This is a genomic window from Pseudooceanicola sp. DL12 (assembly GCF_056270665.1).
Map to the genome: position 1 here is coordinate 2403936 of NZ_CM149884.1, position 15872 is coordinate 2419807.

15 protein-coding genes are annotated in these 15872 nt (G+C 63.3%); 5 read left to right on the forward strand and 10 right to left on the reverse strand.

The genetic code is table 11. The annotated features are described in order from the left end of the window. Positions 1–13: 13 nt before the first annotated feature. The gene (locus AC0WR5_RS11245; protein WP_475863180.1) at positions 14–1042 is read right to left on the reverse strand and encodes a TRAP transporter substrate-binding protein; all 1029 of its coding nucleotides are present in this window, start codon (positions 1040–1042) and stop codon (positions 14–16) included. A gap of 183 nt (positions 1043–1225) precedes the next feature. Beyond that, complete coding sequence (locus AC0WR5_RS11250; protein WP_475863182.1) at positions 1226–2059, reverse strand: MurR/RpiR family transcriptional regulator; 834 nt, start codon at positions 2057–2059, stop codon at positions 1226–1228. A 164-nt stretch (positions 2060–2223) separates the two neighbouring features. Here AC0WR5_RS11250 and AC0WR5_RS11255 point away from each other — a divergent pair, with 164 nt between their 5' ends. The 5 genes from AC0WR5_RS11255 (at position 2224) to AC0WR5_RS11275 (ending at position 7176) form a co-directional block, all read left to right on the forward strand. After that, on the forward strand, positions 2224–3129 hold the full coding sequence (locus AC0WR5_RS11255; protein WP_475868978.1) for a LysR substrate-binding domain-containing protein: 906 nt from the start codon (positions 2224–2226) through the stop codon (positions 3127–3129). Between the two features lie 392 nt (positions 3130–3521). Continuing rightward, complete coding sequence (locus AC0WR5_RS11260) at positions 3522–4283, forward strand: ABC transporter ATP-binding protein (protein ID WP_475863184.1); 762 nt, start codon at positions 3522–3524, stop codon at positions 4281–4283. Then, on the forward strand, positions 4280–5095 hold the full coding sequence (locus AC0WR5_RS11265) for an ABC transporter permease (protein WP_475863185.1): 816 nt from the start codon (positions 4280–4282) through the stop codon (positions 5093–5095). Before AC0WR5_RS11260 ends, AC0WR5_RS11265 begins: the two co-directional genes overlap by 4 nt. A gap of 49 nt (positions 5096–5144) precedes the next feature. Then, a complete protein-coding gene (locus AC0WR5_RS11270; RefSeq protein WP_475863187.1) occupies positions 5145–6173 on the forward strand; it encodes an ABC transporter substrate-binding protein in 1029 nt (342 codons plus the stop codon). Between the two features lie 7 nt (positions 6174–6180). After that, complete coding sequence (locus AC0WR5_RS11275; protein WP_475863188.1) at positions 6181–7176, forward strand: isopenicillin N synthase family dioxygenase; 996 nt, start codon at positions 6181–6183, stop codon at positions 7174–7176. A 68-nt stretch (positions 7177–7244) separates the two neighbouring features. Here AC0WR5_RS11275 and AC0WR5_RS11280 read toward each other — a convergent pair whose 3' ends face one another. The 8 genes from AC0WR5_RS11280 to AC0WR5_RS11315 all read right to left on the reverse strand — a co-directional run bounded on the left by AC0WR5_RS11280 (position 7245) and on the right by AC0WR5_RS11315 (position 15796). Beyond that, on the reverse strand, positions 7245–7727 hold the full coding sequence (locus AC0WR5_RS11280; RefSeq protein WP_475863190.1) for a DUF2127 domain-containing protein: 483 nt from the start codon (positions 7725–7727) through the stop codon (positions 7245–7247). A 158-nt stretch (positions 7728–7885) separates the two neighbouring features. Next, positions 7886–9316 carry an aldehyde dehydrogenase family protein gene (locus AC0WR5_RS11285; protein WP_475863192.1) on the reverse strand — a complete coding sequence of 477 codons (1431 nt, stop codon included), beginning with the start codon at positions 9314–9316 and terminating at the stop codon, positions 7886–7888. A 75-nt stretch (positions 9317–9391) separates the two neighbouring features. Next, a complete protein-coding gene (locus AC0WR5_RS11290) occupies positions 9392–10996 on the reverse strand; it encodes a GMC family oxidoreductase (protein WP_475863193.1) in 1605 nt (534 codons plus the stop codon). A gap of 59 nt (positions 10997–11055) precedes the next feature. Continuing rightward, entirely contained in the window at positions 11056–12084 is a 1029-nt protein-coding gene (locus AC0WR5_RS11295; RefSeq protein WP_475863195.1) for a branched-chain amino acid ABC transporter permease, read from the reverse strand. Between the two features lie 13 nt (positions 12085–12097). Further along, the gene (locus tag AC0WR5_RS11300) at positions 12098–12982 is read right to left on the reverse strand and encodes a branched-chain amino acid ABC transporter permease (RefSeq protein WP_475863196.1); all 885 of its coding nucleotides are present in this window, start codon (positions 12980–12982) and stop codon (positions 12098–12100) included. Positions 12983–12985: 3 nt separating this feature from the next. Next, on the reverse strand, positions 12986–13708 hold the full coding sequence (locus tag AC0WR5_RS11305) for an ABC transporter ATP-binding protein (protein ID WP_475863198.1): 723 nt from the start codon (positions 13706–13708) through the stop codon (positions 12986–12988). Next, complete coding sequence (locus tag AC0WR5_RS11310; protein WP_475863200.1) at positions 13701–14498, reverse strand: ABC transporter ATP-binding protein; 798 nt, start codon at positions 14496–14498, stop codon at positions 13701–13703. Before AC0WR5_RS11310 ends, AC0WR5_RS11305 begins: the two co-directional genes overlap by 8 nt. Then, entirely contained in the window at positions 14498–15796 is a 1299-nt protein-coding gene (locus AC0WR5_RS11315) for an ABC transporter substrate-binding protein (RefSeq protein WP_475863202.1), read from the reverse strand. The genes AC0WR5_RS11310 and AC0WR5_RS11315 overlap by 1 nt, the downstream gene beginning before the upstream one ends. Between the last annotated feature and the right edge of the window lie 76 nt (positions 15797–15872).

Sequence of the window (15872 nt, forward strand, 5' to 3'; positions counted from 1 at the left end):
CTCCGGGCCTGTTTCAAAGACCGAGTTCGGCGCCGACGGAGGCCATCCAATCTGCCTCGCAACTCGCGTTCACGGCATTGCATTGCTTCGTCCAGGCGGGAAGCGAGGAGCCGACCAGCGCATCGGAGACCGCTTGCAAGTCCGCCTCGGAGACATCGACGCTCTTCAGGTGGTAAGGCGTGCCGTATTCGCAGGGCTCCTGCCCCGTATTGCAGTTCATCGCGTCGATGTAGAGATCCTCGGAATAGCTCCAGACATCATCGACCAGCATGTCGATCGCGCCCTGCAACTTGACCTGCCGGTCAGAGCCGAGCGCATTCCAGCTGTCGAGGTTGATGGCATAGCCGTTGACCGCCAGCTGCAGCGCGATCGGCAGAACCGTCGTGGTCACCTCCGGCCAGCCGGCGGAATTGGCCGAGGACGGGCCCGTGATCGCACAATCGACAACACCGCGGGCCAGTGATTGCTGCACCTCGCCAAAGGGAAGCGGCACACCGGTGGCCCCGAACTGGGCCACGAAGGCCGAAGCCGACTGATCGCCCACCCGCACCTTGAGACCTTCGAGATCGGAGAGGCCGCCGATCTCCGGCTTGCAGAAGATCACCTGCGGCCCTGCCGGCCAGACGCCAAGCAGCTTGGCATTGAAACGGTCCTGAACAGCAGCATCGACCGTCGGGAGAAAGGCACTGGTGTGTGCCTTGCCACTTGCGTAGTCGGGATTGAGGCCGACAAGATCCAGGCCCAGCATCGTCGGTTCGTCCCGGCTGACCTGCGGACCGCGCACCGAGACGATATCGAAGAGACCGGTGCGCAGAACGCGCATGCCATCCGTATCGGGAATGCCCGCGACGTCGACCGGGAGGTATTCCACGTCGACATCCAGCCCGGAAGTCTCGGCGAAAGTCTCGAAGAAGGGCTGTTCCAGTTGTTGCTGGATCAGGCCTGAACCGACCGGCTGACCGAGAACACGGAGCGTGGTCGTATCAGCCAGCCCGGACTGGGCAAGACAGATCAGGGCGGTGGAGGCAAGGAGCGTGCGCATGGTCGAATCCTCTGAAAAGGCATGACAGGACGATTGAAGAACTTATCCACATGAAAACACATTTTCCTCTTTGTGAAAATATTTTTTCACCCCTCCTGTGCATTTTCCGCGAAATAGGCCGGACTGTACCGACCATATGCCTTGTTCGTAATCATTTCTGCGCCCCAGTTCGGCGCCCAGTGCTCAGAGTTCGTTCAGCTGGTCGTTCATCGTCTCGATGTCCCTGAGGCGCTGCCTGCCGTCGGCATCCGCCAGCTCGATCGTCCTGTTCGTCAGCAGGTTGATCAGGGCCATGACCCCCACGTGGCTGAAGAGAGGGCCGGCAGAGCGGGTCTCGCAGCGGAAATGCCAGGATACGTCGGGGTTCTCGGGCACCCCTTCGTCGGTCACGAGGGCAATGGACGCACCGGTTGCACCGATGACCTTCAGCAGGTTGTCGAACCCGGCGACCCGTCTGCGCAAACCAAAGGCCACGACAACGTCTCCGGATTTCATTCGGGCGACATGTTCGCCCATGGTCTGTCCCCCGCCGGGCACGGGAACCACATCTTCCAGGGCCTGAAGAAGCTGCCATTGAAGGTAGTTGGCCATGGCATTGGAGGCGCGAAAGCCCAGGCACCAGACCTTGCGCGAAGCGAGCATCGTGGAGGCCAGCGCATCCACCTCGGTGCGGGAGATCCCTTCCAGGGTATGCTGCACGTTGCGGATGTCGGTCTCCATGAAAGTGTCGGGCGCTGCCTGCGCTCCCTCTCCGGCGTGCCGGGTATAGAGCCGCGAACCGCTGCTGCGCTCGGCGCGGGCATCGCGGCGCGCGTCCTCGTAGGTTTCGTACCCCAGCCGCTTGATGAAGCGCGTCACGGTCGCGTTCGAAACCCCGGCAAGCGTCGCCAGTTCCGATGCGGAGTAGCTGGCAAGCTCGCCCGGGAAATCGCAGACGAGTTCGCCCAAGCGCCGCTCTGCGGGGTGCAACTCTGGCAGTTTCCGCCGGACGCGGGCCAGGAAGGATTGAGACTGCATGCTGCTCTCCACGAAAACCTGTTTTCACGGATAGCCCAGCGCGACGATACATGCAAAGGGCTGGCGACATGCCCCGGATCCAGCGATGACGCGGCCCCTTCTGCCGCGGCGCTACTGTGGCTAGACTTGCCTGCGAACCCAACGATCAGCCCGGGCCAGGCACAATGCTCCCCTCTCTTACAGCAATTAGAGCCTTCGAGGCCACCGCACGCACGGGCTCTGTCCGGGCTGCGGCCCGCGAGCTGAATGTCGTCCATGGCGCGGTGAGCCAGCAGATCCGGGCGCTCGAGGCCACGATCGGCCGGCCACTCTTCGAGCGCAAGGGCCGGCAACTTCTGTTGACCCCACAAGGACGCGATTATGCCCGCGCCATTTCGACCGCCTTCGGCATCATCCGACAGGCCACCAAAGATGTGCAGCCCCGCAACCGTGCCCGCCCCTTCCGCCTGGCGATGCGCCCGGCCTTTGCCGCCTATTGGTTCATACCGCGGTTCGAGAGCCTGCTCCGCGCGGATCTGGGCATCGATCTCGACATCATAGAAGACGACATAGCGACGGATCTCGACGCAGCAGAATTCGACGCCCTAATCGTCGCAGGCGGCCACTCTTCCCAGCCGGAGGTGTCGAGCCTGAAATTCATGGACGCGGTCATTGGCCCGGTTCTGGCCCCGAGGCTCATGCCGCGGAATGGAGACCTGCCGGCAGGCTGGGCGGACGGTTTGCGCAGCCTTCGCAACACCTCCAACAATCATCTTTGGGACCGCTGGTTCTACGAAACCGGCCAGGCCGCGATCGATTTCCGAGAAGATATCGAACTCGCCTCGCTGTCGCTGGTGATAGAGGCAGCGCGTGCCGGGGTGGGCGTCGCCATCGTGCCCATTCCCCATGTTGCGAGCGATCTGGCCAGTGGCCAGCTCAAGGCGCCCTTCGGGATCAACGTTTCCGGAGGCTTTTACCTGCGCTGCGCCACGAGCCGCGCCGATAGCCCCGAGATTCGTCGCCTGTTCGAGTGGCTTCAGGCTGAAGGAGCAAGGACACTTTCCCTTTTGGCGGGCGAAAGGCGGGTCTAAATAGAGGATGTGCTGCGCATTTCATGTGCAGCACATCCGGTTCGGATCGCCAATGCGCAGATCAGCCACCCCAAAAGGAGCGGCGCCAGCCGTAGCCCAACAAGGTACCGCGCAGCGATTTCCGCGCATCCGATCCATGCCCAGTTCAATGTTCGGGGCACTCCCATACCACTCATTTTGTTGGGAAAGCTTGGCCAGGCCAGCGCGCTTGGTGCGCTACGGCAGTCACGATTCACTGCGACTGTCATGTTCGGAAATGTCAGGTGCACGGAATGCATCTGGATAGCTGGTCTATCCAAGCAGGCAAATATCCCTGTTTGACGGGGCCGTGAATGTGGCTTTCGGAATGTATCTTAATCGAAATTGCCTCAGCCACAGGAAGGACAAGACTGGTGCCTCTCCCCATCGCCATTCGGAACGTTTCACAGAGGTTCGGGGCCTACCAGGCGCTGGCGCATGTGGATCTAGATATCGCTGCCGGGGAATTCGTTTCGCTGATCGGGCCGTCCGGATGCGGCAAGACGACCCTGCTGCGGCTGGTGTCGTCGCTGCAGATGCCGACGGGCGGAGAGGTTCTGATCGACGGAGAGACCCCGCTCGAGGCGCGCCACAAGCGACGGTTGGGACTGGTCTCCCAGCGACCTGCCGTGCTCCCCTGGAAGACGGCGTGCAGCGATGTGGAATTCACCCAGCGCATGGCGCGCAAGAAGGGTTTTTCCCCTTTGCGCCTGCTGCGGGATTTCGGACTGGCCGGTCACGAGGAGAAACGCCCGCACGAGCTCTCCGGCGGGATGCTGCAACGCGTCAACTTCGCCTCGGCCATTGCCCATGATCCCGATGTCCTGCTGATGGATGAGCCCTTCTCTGCCTTGGACGAGATGCGCCGCGAGGAGCTGGGTCTGTGGTTGTCGGAACAACTCTCGGAGCGTCCGAAGACCGTTCTCTTCGTCACCCACCATATTGACGAGGCGGTGCTCCTCTCGGATCGCGTTCTGGTCTTCTCGCCGGCGCCGGGCCGGATCATCGACGATGTACGCATCGCCGCACCACGGCCACGGCCAGCCTCCTTCCGCAGCTCGAAGGAATTCGTGCGCACCGCTCAGCTGTTGCGCGACCATCTGTTCGGCACCGACACGAAGGAGGTGGCGGCATGAGCGACACGAGCCTGCCCGCGCCCTCCGACACCGAGCGTACCACGGTGCCGCCCATCCTGCGAAAGACCGCGCTGATTGTGCTGCGCCTCATGGGCGCCATCGGGTCGATCCTGTTGATGTGGTACCTGGCGATCTGGTTCTCCGGCCTGCCGGAATTCGTTATCCCGCGCCCCTCTCAGGTGCTTAACACGATCGTGACCGAGCGCAGCTTCATCACGGTGCACATGCTATCCACGCTCAAGGCGGCGCTGCTGGGCTTCCTTCTGGCCAATGTCGTCGGCATCGGTCTGGCCGTGCTATTTGTCGCGGTACCGATCACCCGGACCCTGCTGATGCCGGCCGCGATCACCATCCGGAACGTGCCCTACGTGGCGCTCGTCTCCGTGCTGGTGCTGGCCATCGGCAACGGATTCACCTCGGTCGTCGTGGTGGTGACGCTGGCCGGATTCTTCCCGGTGCTGGTGAACACCTACCGCGGGTTGCTTGCAACCGATCCGGTCGTACTCGACCGGATGCGGATCCTCGACGCGGGACCTGTCGACATCTTTCTTCGGGTCCGATTGCCCTATTCCCTCCCCTTCATCATCGCCGCGCAGGAAATTACCGCCTCCGGCTCGATCATCGTCACCATCGTGGTGGAATGGATGATCTCGACCGAGGGGCTCGGATATGTCCTGAATCGGGCGATGCAACAATACCGGGGCGATCAGGTCTACGCCGTCGCCCTGCTCGCAGCCATCCTCTCTTTTGCCGCCTATTCCATGGTTCAGATCGTGGGTCGGCGCCTCAACTGGAAAGACGACGCCCCCTGACGGGCACAGCCTTTCCACAACCTCAATAATGACCCAACAGGAGCTTCCAATGAAACCGTTCTCTATCGGTATTCTCTTGGCGTGCACGGCGATCACCCCCGCCTGGGCCCAGGATCTCGACGACATCAGCATTGCCCTTGGCTGGCTACGCAACGGCCAGTACTCGGCCCTAATGGCGGCAGATGCAGAAGGCTTCTTCGAGGAGGAAGGGCTCGATGTGACGTTCATCGATGGCGGGCCCGGAAAGAACCCGGTGCCCATGGTCGGCGTCGGCCAGGCAGATTTCGGCGTCACCGGCGCCTCGGCGATCTTCTTCGCCCGGCTTGCCCAGTCACCGGTGAACATCAAGGCCATCGGTGCGATGTCCCAGATCCGGCCCTATGCCTATATCGAGATCACCGACCCCGACGCGCCGCCCCCAACACCGGCGGACCTGAAAGGTGCCGTCGTCGGCATGCAAAGCGACGGCCAACCCTTTCTTGACGCCATCACCTCGCGCAACGGCGTGAATCCAGAGACCGTCGAGACGAGGATCGTGATGGCCACGCCGGAGCCGCTGCTGCTGGGACAGATCGATTTCTTTACCGGCATGCTCCACAACCAGACCTATCAGATCGACCAGGAGATCGCGAAGGCCGAGGAAGGCTCGCCGCTCTACGGAAAGGTCTGGAAGGCCATCGAGTACAACAAGTATGGCACCCCCTCCTACCACGACGTTCTCTTTACCTCCGACACGATGATCCAGGAGAATCCCGAGCTGGTCTCGCGTTTCCTGGCCGCGGTGGCAAAGGGCGTGGAATTCACCGTCGAGCATCCGGATCAAACCGTGGCGGACGTCGTGGATTATCCGGAGCAGATCGAGGACGAGCGCAAGCTCTCCTGGCGCATGCCGATCCAGGCCAGCTTTGCCGTCAGCCCCGACACTGCAGACCATGGCTATCTCTGGATGAACCCGGCCACCTGGGAAGCCGACATGGCCTTTTATCAATCCGCCGGCGAAATCGACGAAGCCCTGCCGGTCGACGAAGTCATGACAAATGCCTTCAACCCGGGGCTGCTGTCCCGCAGCCCGGAGTGAGCGCGACATGACACAGCCCGAAATCCCGACCATCGACATTTCCGGCCTTGTCAATGGGATAGGCTCCAGAGAGCCAACGGCCAGCCCTGACGTAATCCATCAGATCGGTCGCGCAGCCGAGGAATACGGATTCTTCAAGGTCACTGGCCACGGCATATCGCCTGAGCTAATCGCGAAGACCAAGGACCTGTCGGCCGAGTTCTTTGCCTGGCCGGAAGAAGAAAAGATGCGCTTTGCCGAACAGCGCACGAACCGCGGCTTTCAGCCGAAGTTCGACAACGTGAAGAAGGGCCAGAAACCGTCCAGCCAAGAGGCCTTTTCCATGGGCCATCCCGCCCGCCCGTCTGATCCCGCGCTGCTGGAGCTTCCCTTCTACGCCGAGACCCCCTGGCCCGAGGCACCGGACGGGTTTCGCGATACCCTCGAGGAGTGCTACGGCGCGCTTTTCGGGCTGGGCGAAGCGCTGCTGCGTGCCCTCGCCGTCCACCTTGGCAAGACGGCTGAATTCTTTTCCGACGTGTCAAAGGATACCTACTCCAACATGCGGGTGAACCATTACCCCCCCATCGCGGACACCGCCCATATCACGGATGTCGGCATTCGCGCGCACGAGGACCAGGGGCTGATCACGATCCTGGTGCAGGACCAGGTGGGCGGTCTCGAGGTGCGCGCGCCCTCCTCGGCGGAAAAAGACGAGGAAGAGCTCTGGCTACCGGTGGTACCGGAACCCGATGCCATCGTCATCAACTGTGCCAAGTTGCTGACGCAATGGACAAACGGCCGCTGCCGCTCGGCCATGCACCGGGTCTACAACCGGTCAAGCGAGGAGCGGTATTCGATCCCGCTCTTCATGCATCCGAGCTGGCACCAGAAGATCGACCCGGCCGATTTTGCCGAAGACGGCGAGCCGCTGCACTATGATGCCTTCGTGGCGGGGGAGCGTGTCTATGCGAACTTTGCAAAACAGCGCAAACGCTGGCTGGAGGCCGCACCTTCGGCCTGATATCCCCTGTCACAGGTAAGGGTGCCGGTCCTTGTCCTGGGGCCGGCGCTTGCATTCGTCACGCCGCCTCAGTCGAGGCTCATGTGGCGGCGCAGCAAGCGCCATTCATGCCAGACGAGGACCATCACGAAAAGGTCGAAGGCCGTCAGAATGAGCAGCCCCACCGAGTGCGTGTAACTGTAGCGATAGAGCTGGTAGGCAATGAAGGCCACAAGCGCCAGGAGTGACAACGGATAGGCCATCAGCTTTTCCTTCAGCAGGCCGATCACGAGGACGACTTTGATCAGGCCGTGGCTGACCAGGTAGAAGGCATAGAAGGACTGAGTTGCCCCGGTCATCGCCTGCGCCGCATGCAAAATATGCGTGGCGACAACATCGCGCGGATCTTCCGTCAGCTCGGTCCGGGTGAGCGCATTGGCCCAGTTCAGGAAAGTCTGGGTGCTGATGAAGTAGAAGGCGACGCCGATGGCGATCTCCGTCAGCGCGTGCAAGCCCTTCAGGACGACGCTGAAGCGAAAGACCTGGTGAATTCTGTGTTCGCTGACCTGCATGCGCGGGGCGTTCCCTTATCTGTCACGCCCGGTCTGTGTCATCGGCGCGGGACATGCGCAAGGGCAATGCGGGGGCGGGCGGCGGCCCGAGGGATTGCGTGCCCCCGCACCGCTGGGCCCGCCTGTTATGCAACCCGCACTGACCTAGCCGAGGCGGTTCAGCCCCAGCCCACGACGCCCTTGATCTCTAGGAAGTCGTGCAGGCCCCAGTCGGCGTATTCGCGGCCGTTGCCGGATTGCTTGTAACCGCCGAAGGGAGCAAAGCGATCCCAGGCCGGACCGTTCAGATGCACCGTACCCGCGCGCAGCCGGCGTGCGACCCGGCGTGCGGCCTCCGGGCTGCCCTGCACGTAGGCCGCCAGCCCATAGACCGTATCATTGGCGATGCGGATCGCGTCTTCCTCGTCCTCATAGGAAATGATCGAGAGTACCGGGCCAAAAATTTCCTCTCGGGCGATGGTCATGTCATTGGTGACATGCCCGAAGACCGTGGGCCGAACGAAATAGCCCCGGTTAACCCCTTCGGGACGACCAGTGCCGCCCGCGGCCAGGATTGCCCCCTCCTCGATGCCCTTCTCGATCAGGGCCTGGACCTTGTCGTATTGCATCTGGCTGACCAGAGGGCCCATGACCGTGGCCGGATCCTGCGGATCGCCCACGGCAACCCCCGCCGCGACCGTGGCAGCGATTTCCATCGCCTCCTCCATGCGCCCGGCGGGCACCAGCATCCGCGTGGGTGCGTTGCAGCTCTGGCCCGTGTTGCCGAAGCAGCCCGCGGCGCCCTCGCTGACGGCCCTGGCAAAATCGGCGTCGGGCAGAACGATGTTCGGGGATTTGCCGCCGAGTTCCTGCGCCACGCGTTTCACCGTGTCGGCCGCGGCCTTGGCGACGAGCACCCCGGCCCGCGTGGAACCGGTGAAGGACACCATGTCGACATCCGGATGCTCGGCCATGACCTGTCCCACCGCGGGGCCGTCACCGTTGACCAGGTTGAAGACCCCCGCCGGCACGCCGGCTTCCTCCATGACCTCGGCAAAGATCAGGCCGGAGACCGGGGCGATCTCGGAAGGTTTCAGCACCATGGTGCAGCCGGCAGCGATGGCGGGCGCTACCTTGCAGGTGATCTGGTTCAGCGGCCAGTTCCATGGCGTGATCAGGGCACACACGCCAACCGGTTCACGCAGCACTGCCGTGGTGCCACGCATCTCTTCGAAGTCCATGTCCCTGAGGGCCTGGAGTGTCGCCTCGATGTGCCACTGTCCGATGCCGGTCTGCCAGTCGCGCGCAAAGCCGATGGGCGCGCCCATCTCGAGGCTGACCGCCTGGGCGATGTCCTCGAAGCGCGCCTTGTAGCGCTCGAGGATACGCTCCATCAGGGCCACCCGCTCTTGCTTGGTTGTCAGGCTGAACGTCTCGAAGGCGACCCGCGCGGCGGCGACGGCCTTGTTCACATCGGCGCTGCCGCCCATCGAAAGATCGGCAAAGGCGGTCTCGTCCGCGGGATTGATCACGGGCAGTGTCGCGGGCATCACCGGATCAACCCAGGCGCCGTCGATGTAGAACTGCTTGCTGTGCTTGGTCAGGGTCATGAGGGGTCTCTGCGATAGGAAAAGGACAGACCGGCGCCCTTGGCCCCGGTCTGCCAGTTGGGGAAGAGGTGCGGCTCAGGCGGCCGCGGTTGCGGAGGATTTGCCCGCGATGGCCCTGGCCGCGCGTTCAGCGACCAGGATCACCGTCGCGTTGAGGTTGCCCGAGATCATGCGCGGGAAGACCGAGGCATCCGCCACGTAGAGCCCTTCGATGCCGTTCACCGCGAAGCTGTCGCTGTCGACGACCGCTGTTGCATCCTTGCCCATCCGACAGGTCGAAGACGGATGGTAGAGCGTCATGCAGTGGCTGCGCACATACATCTCGATCTCCCCATCGGTCTGGCAATCGGCCGAGGGGGCCATTTCCCCATCAAGGATCGACGAGAGGGGATCGGTCCGGGCGATGCGGCGCTGTATCTTGATCGCTTCCACCAGGGTCTTGATGTCCTGACCGCTCTCGTCGGAGACGAAGTATTTCGGATCGATGGAGGGATAGCGGACGGGATCGGCGGAGAAGAGCTTGATCTCGCCCCGGCTTTCGGGCCGCTGCAGGGTGGAGTGCATCGTCATCCCGGCCTTGACGGACATGAAGCGGGTATAGTCGCGATGCGGCGAGGCAGCACCGTAGAGCTGCAGGTCAGGTTCGACGTCCGGACGCGAGCGCACATGCGCCCCGGCGGCGACCCAGGGCACCGAGAATGGTCCGGTCCCCTTCTCTTCCCATTCCTTCATCGCGTCGTTGATGAAGGTCTCGTCCCAGGCGCCGATACCGTCATGCTCCTTGGTATAATAGCTGAAGGCCACATTGATGTGGTCCTGCAGGTTCTTGCCCATCTCGGGGATGTCCACCTTTGCCTCGACCCCCGCTTCCGTCAGCTCGTCCGCGACCCCCAGGCCCGAGAGCATCAGGATCTGCGGCGTGCCGATGGCCCCCGCGGCCATCACCACCTCGCTGTCAGCGCGCACCTGCACCGGCCGGCCGTTCTGCAGGTATTCCACGCCCACGGCACGATTGCCCTCCATCAGCACGCGGGTGATCAGCACGTTCTTCGTCACCGTCAGGTTCGGCCGATCCAGCACCGGCTGCACGTAGGCGGCGTTGGTGCCATAGCGCTGGCCGTCCTTGATGAAGAACTGGAAGAAGCCGAAGCCCTCCTGGCTCTCGCCGTTGAAGTCGGGATTCGCGCCATAGCCCGCGGCCGCCCCTGCCTCCACCCAGGCTTCCTCGAAGCGGTGCCGGAATTCCGGGCTCTGGATGTGCAGGGGGCCATCCTGGCCATGTATGGGGTCCTGGTGATTGGCATTGGTTTCGGAGGCAATGAAATCCGGCAGGACGCTCTCCCAGCTCCAGCCGGGGCAGCCCATCTCGCTTTCCCAGGTGTCGAAATCAGAGGGCAGACCGCGAATGTAGATCATCGCGTTCATCGACCCCGAACCGCCCATCATCTTGCCGCGCGGCCAGAAGATGCGGCGCCCACGACAGCCCGCCTGCGCGATCGTGTAATAGCCCCAGTCGGCATCGGTGTTGAACAGCGACACCCAGTTCGAGGGGATCTTTGCATCGAGAGGCTGATCGCCCCCGGCTTCCAAAAGCAATACCTTGCGCGTGGGATCGGCGCTCAGGCGGTTGGCCAGCACACAGCCGGCAGATCCGGCCCCTACGATAATCGTGTCATACATCTTGGAGGTCTCCCTTTGTCCGTAGTGGCGTCCGGGGACGACATGCCCCCGGACGCGCATCAATTCCTCAATTTCCTGACGAGATCGTCGAACCGTCCGACCAACCCGCGCGGCAAAAGAACCACGGCGGCCGCGATGATCAGCCCCAGGCCGATGGTCCGGAATTCCCCCGCCTCGCGCATCAGTTCATCCGCCGTCATGAGAACGATGGTTCCCACGACCGGCCCCCAGAAGGTGCCGACCCCGCCAACCACGGCAATCGCCAGGATGAAGAGCAGCGAGGACATCGAGAAGACGTTCGGTCCGATGGCCTGGAAGTGGGTGGCATAGAGGCCGCCGGTCAGACCGGTGAAAAAGGCCGAGATGCCGAACACAAGCAACTGGGTGTGAAACCGGTTGATGCCACGGGCCACCGCATAGGGCTGGTTGTCCCGCAGCGCCTTGAAGGCCAGGCCCATCGGGCCATGCAGGATGATCCAGCTGACCCCCATGCTGAGGACAAAGCTGACCAGGACGATGGCATAATTGCCGCGGATCCAGTCTCCCCGGAGGATCGGACGCATGCCGAAATCCCCGAAGCGCGCAAAGCCGGTGGCACCGCCGCTGAACTGCCGGCACGAGGTGCCCACCATCTCGAAACAGCCCGTGTCTGTCACGATCAGCAGGTAGATCACCTGGGCGATCGCATAGGTCAGCAGCGCGACGTAGACCCCTTGCAGACGCAGGCACGCCAGCCCCACCAGAAGCGAGAACAGCGTGGCAAGCACCGCGCCCGCGCCGATGGCGAGCCAGATGTTGATGCCGAGGTAATGCGCCAGCATCGCCGTGCCATAGCCACCGACGGCAAAGACCGCCATCTGACCGAGGCTGAAGACGCCGGCGTAGCCGAAGAGCAGGTTCCACTGCACTGCGATCGAAGCCCAGAAGAGCCCCAGGATGACCTGGCCCATCATGTAGCGGCTCTCGATGAAGAAGGGCGCGGCAATGGCCACGGCCAGCAGCACGAGACCGATAATCAGATCATTGCGCCCGCGATTCCCAGCGGGACCAGCCACGGAGGGGGTGACGTTCTGCGTGATGTCGCTCATGAACCTGCCCCCTTCACATGCGCCGGATCTGAGCGCGGCCGAACAATCCGTTCGGGCGCCAGATCAGGATGGCGATGACCAGCATCAGCAGTACCGGAAAGCCCCAGCGGGCGCCCATGGTGAACTGGACGATGGCCTCGATCAGCGCCAGGCCGAACGCCGCGGCCACCGCACCGGGCAGGTTGCCGAGACCGGCCACCACGCACATGATGAAGGCCTTGAGCATCGGGTCGGCGCCAAGGGTCGGCGAAAGCTGCGTGACAGAGCTGACCAGCACGCCACAGATGCCCGAGACCGCCCCCGAGAGGGCCAGCACCTGCAGGTAGGTCCGCTCCACCGGCACCCCCATCAGCAGGGCGGCCTGTCGGTTCTGCGCGGTGGCGCGGATGGCGCGGCCCATGCGGGTGCGGCCGATCAGCAGTGCCAGTGCCACCATGACGACGACCGACACCAAGATGATGGCGATGTTCAGCATCGGAATGACGCTGTTGCCGATGCGGATCATGCCGGAGACGCCGAACGGCTGGGCCAGGGGCTGACCGCCGTAGACCAGCAGCAGCGCGTTCTGCAGGGCAATCGCGATACCGACGGTAGCGATCATCACGCTGGTTTCGAAGTTCTTGCCGGCGTTGTGCAACAGGCTGCGCACAACGGCGAGATAGAGGATCGCACCGGCCACCGCCCCGACGCCGGCCGCCACGACCACCGCCAGCCAGACCGGCATGCCCAAGGTGGTGGAAATCGTGAAGACGGTATAGCCGCCAAGGGTAAGCATGGCGCCATGGGCCATGTTCAGCATCCCCATGGAGCCCCAGACAAGTGACAGGCCGATGGTGGCCAGCGCATAGAGCGCGCCGTTGGTCAGGCCCGTGGTCAGGATTGCGACAAGGATATCCATGTCTCAGCCTCCCAGATAGGTTTCGAGAAGTTCTTCGCGCTCCAACAGCTCTGCAGGGGCGCCGGACCAGGTCAGCCGGCCATCGTCCAGAAGGTGCATCGTGTCGCTGAGATGCGCGACGCGGGCCGGGTTTTCCTCGACCAGCAGAATCGTGCGCCCTTGTTCGCGCAAGGCGCCGATGACCTCGTAGATCTGCTCGATCACCAGCGGCGCCAGCCCGAGCGAGGGCTCGTCGAGCATCAGCACCTCCGCGCCGGCCATCAGGCCGCGCCCGATGCCCACCATGCGCCGTTCGCCCCCCGAGAGCGACGAGGCGATCTGGCCGTGGCGTTCCTTCAGCCGGGGCAACAGGGCATAGACCTCTTCAAGCAGCACGTCGAACCGCGCGGGATCCCGGCTGAGGTAGGCGCCCATCTGCAAGTTCTCGTAGACCGTCATCTCCGGGAACAGCAGGTCGCCCTGTGGCACATGCGCAATCCCGAGCGCCGCGATCTTCTCCGGCCGCACGCCGCTCAGCTTGCTTGCACCCAACGTGATCTCGCCCTGCCGCAGGCTGGTCAGCCCGGAGATAGTGCGCAGCAGGGTCGACTTTCCGTGGCCATTGGGGCCCACTACCGTCACGATCTGGCCCTGCGGCACCTCGAGGGAGATACCGTGCAGAACGTCGGGGCCCTCGTAGCCCGCGTGGACATTCTCAAGTTTCAGGCTCGCTCCGGCGTCAGACATTCTCTGCCTCCGAGAAGTGGGATTTAAGTCGTCCGGCCGTGCCCGCGCCCAGGTAGGTTTCCACAACGGTTTCATCTTCTGCCACCTGGTCCGGACGGCCTTCGAAGATCACCTGCCCGTGGTGCATGATGATGACCCGCGTCGAGAGCGAGAGCAGGAAGCGCATGACATGTTCGATCAGAACGATCGTGATGCCCCTGCCCTGCATTTGCCGCACGAGGTCCTGGATCTGGTCGATCTCGCTGGTGTTCAGCCCACCGACGGGCTCGTCGAGGAAGACCATGCGCGGGTTGGTCGCCATGGCCCCGGCAATCATCAGCAGCTTGCGGTCAAGCACCGGCAGATCGCCCGCCTGCATGTGCCGCCGCGCGGAGAGGCCAACGAAACCCAGCGCCTCGTCCACCGCCCTGCGTGTCGGATCACCAAGCCGCAGCCCCGGAAACCGCCTCGCGGTACGCCCGAACTGGGCCGCGACCTGCACGTTTTCCAGCACTGTCAGGTGATCGAAGGCCGCGTTCAGCTGAAAAGTGCGCGCGATACCGGCATGGCAGATCCGGTCGGCGCCATGATCCGTGATGTCGTGCCCGTCGAACTCTATCTGCCCTCCGGAGGGGGGCGTGATGCCAGTGACCACGTCAAAGAACGTGGTCTTGCCGGCGCCATTGGGTCCTCCGATGCCAAGCACTTCGCCGGGCATCACCTGAAGCGAGACCCCGTCCACCGCGGCAAGCGAGCCGAAGTGGCGGGAGACCTCGGTGCAGGTCAGGAGGGGGGCCTGCACATCCGACATCACGACATCCAGGGCGGCATGATAAAGTCGCCCTTGGCATAGATCGTCGGCGCGACAAGAACCGGATCGGTCGCCAGGTCCTGATGCTGAAGGAACTGGTGCGGCATCCCGAGCGAAGGATCCGCCGTCTGGGCCGGATAGGTAAAGGCCGACTGCCCCTCGGGATCGAAACGGCAGACGCCGTTGACACCGCGGTAGACCAGGCGGTTCATGGCACCCGCCACGGCCTGTGCCTGCTCGCGATCATAAGGCTCGCCCGCGCCACCGGCCATCGCGGCCGCCAGGGCCCATTTCCAGACGCCATCGTATGTCTGAGAGCCGGTCAGATAGGCCGAGTTGGGGCCGAACTTCTCGCGGTAGGTGGTGCGGAACCCTTCGGAGTAGCCGTCCGGCAGGCAGCCCACGACGGTCGAATAGAGCACGCCCTCCACTGCATCGCCGCCGATTTCCTTGAACGCCGGCAGAGACGGGCCATACTGCATGTAGACCAGAGAGTTGGTCGGTTGCGGAATGAACTGCGTCATGAAGGCAGCGAGGTCCTGCGGCAGGAAGTGGGTGACCGCGATCACCGCAGGCTCGTCCTGACGGATCTTGGCCAGGGTCGGCCCCCATTGGTTGGTCGGGAACTGGACGGTCTCGTAGAGCGAGATTTCCCAGCCGTATTCCTCGGCAAACTCGCGCACGGCGTTGGCGATCACGACGGAATATTCCACCGAGGAGGCCACGAGCGCGATCTTTCGGTTCGGCGGCGTCCACTGGCCGCTGTCCACCAGCGTGTTCAGATAGGTCAGAAGGCCGGGACCATAGTAGTATTCGGGCGGATCCCCCTGAAAGCAGCCGTAGTAGCGCTCGGGATCTTCCTTGAACTTGTTGTTGTGCGAAATCAGCGTGTTGTAGTGCGTAAGGATGACGTCGCTGTCGGCAGCCACGTCCATCTCCACCATGTTGGTGCCGTTGTTGTAGCCGTTGATGATGACCGGCGTCTCGTAGCGGTCGATCAGGCGCTGCATGGCCTGGCTGACAACGTCGGCCCCCATGTCGGCGGTGTCCTCTACATGCAATTCGAGAGGGCGGCCGAGCACACCACCGACCGAGTTGATCTCCTCGATGGCAAGCGTCAGGCCATTCTGGAACTCGATACCATCGGCCGCGGCCATGCCCGACATCGGCAGCGCGGCGCCGACCGGAATGGGGTCGCCACCGGCCGCTTCGGCACGGCTTGCATTCATGCCGGCCAGAAGCGACAGGCCGGCACCGCTGGCCAGCGAGGACTTCAGCAAGGAACGTCTGTTCATCATGGTCGTTTCTCCGTGTTGGTCGGCCCTGGGCCGTCCGTTTTTCTGGTTCAGAAGTTTTTGGGGCGGTCCGACCAGG

Bases quoted from the DNA above. Each gene is read 5' to 3' on its own strand.
- AC0WR5_RS11285 (WP_475863192.1), bottom strand. From the start codon at position 9,316: ATGACCCTGACCAAGCACAGCAAGCAGTTCTACATCGACGGCGCCTGG.
- AC0WR5_RS11275 (WP_475863188.1), top strand. From the start codon at position 6,181: ATGACACAGCCCGAAATCCCGACCATCGACATTTCCGGCCTTGTCAAT.
- AC0WR5_RS11310 (WP_475863200.1), bottom strand. From the start codon at position 14,498: ATGTCGGATGTGCAGGCCCCCCTCCTGACCTGCACCGAGGTCTCCCGC.
- AC0WR5_RS11250 (WP_475863182.1), bottom strand. From the start codon at position 2,059: ATGCAGTCTCAATCCTTCCTGGCCCGCGTCCGGCGGAAACTGCCAGAG.
- AC0WR5_RS11315 (WP_475863202.1), bottom strand. From the start codon at position 15,796: ATGATGAACAGACGTTCCTTGCTGAAGTCCTCGCTGGCCAGCGGTGCC.
- AC0WR5_RS11300 (WP_475863196.1), bottom strand. From the start codon at position 12,982: ATGGATATCCTTGTCGCAATCCTGACCACGGGCCTGACCAACGGCGCG.
- AC0WR5_RS11255 (WP_475868978.1), top strand. From the start codon at position 2,224: ATGCTCCCCTCTCTTACAGCAATTAGAGCCTTCGAGGCCACCGCACGC.
- AC0WR5_RS11270 (WP_475863187.1), top strand. From the start codon at position 5,145: ATGAAACCGTTCTCTATCGGTATTCTCTTGGCGTGCACGGCGATCACC.
- AC0WR5_RS11305 (WP_475863198.1), bottom strand. From the start codon at position 13,708: ATGTCTGACGCCGGAGCGAGCCTGAAACTTGAGAATGTCCACGCGGGC.
- AC0WR5_RS11245 (WP_475863180.1), bottom strand. From the start codon at position 1,042: ATGCGCACGCTCCTTGCCTCCACCGCCCTGATCTGTCTTGCCCAGTCC.
- AC0WR5_RS11280 (WP_475863190.1), bottom strand. From the start codon at position 7,727: ATGCAGGTCAGCGAACACAGAATTCACCAGGTCTTTCGCTTCAGCGTC.
- AC0WR5_RS11295 (WP_475863195.1), bottom strand. From the start codon at position 12,084: ATGAGCGACATCACGCAGAACGTCACCCCCTCCGTGGCTGGTCCCGCT.
- AC0WR5_RS11265 (WP_475863185.1), top strand. From the start codon at position 4,280: ATGAGCGACACGAGCCTGCCCGCGCCCTCCGACACCGAGCGTACCACG.
- AC0WR5_RS11290 (WP_475863193.1), bottom strand. From the start codon at position 10,996: ATGTATGACACGATTATCGTAGGGGCCGGATCTGCCGGCTGTGTGCTG.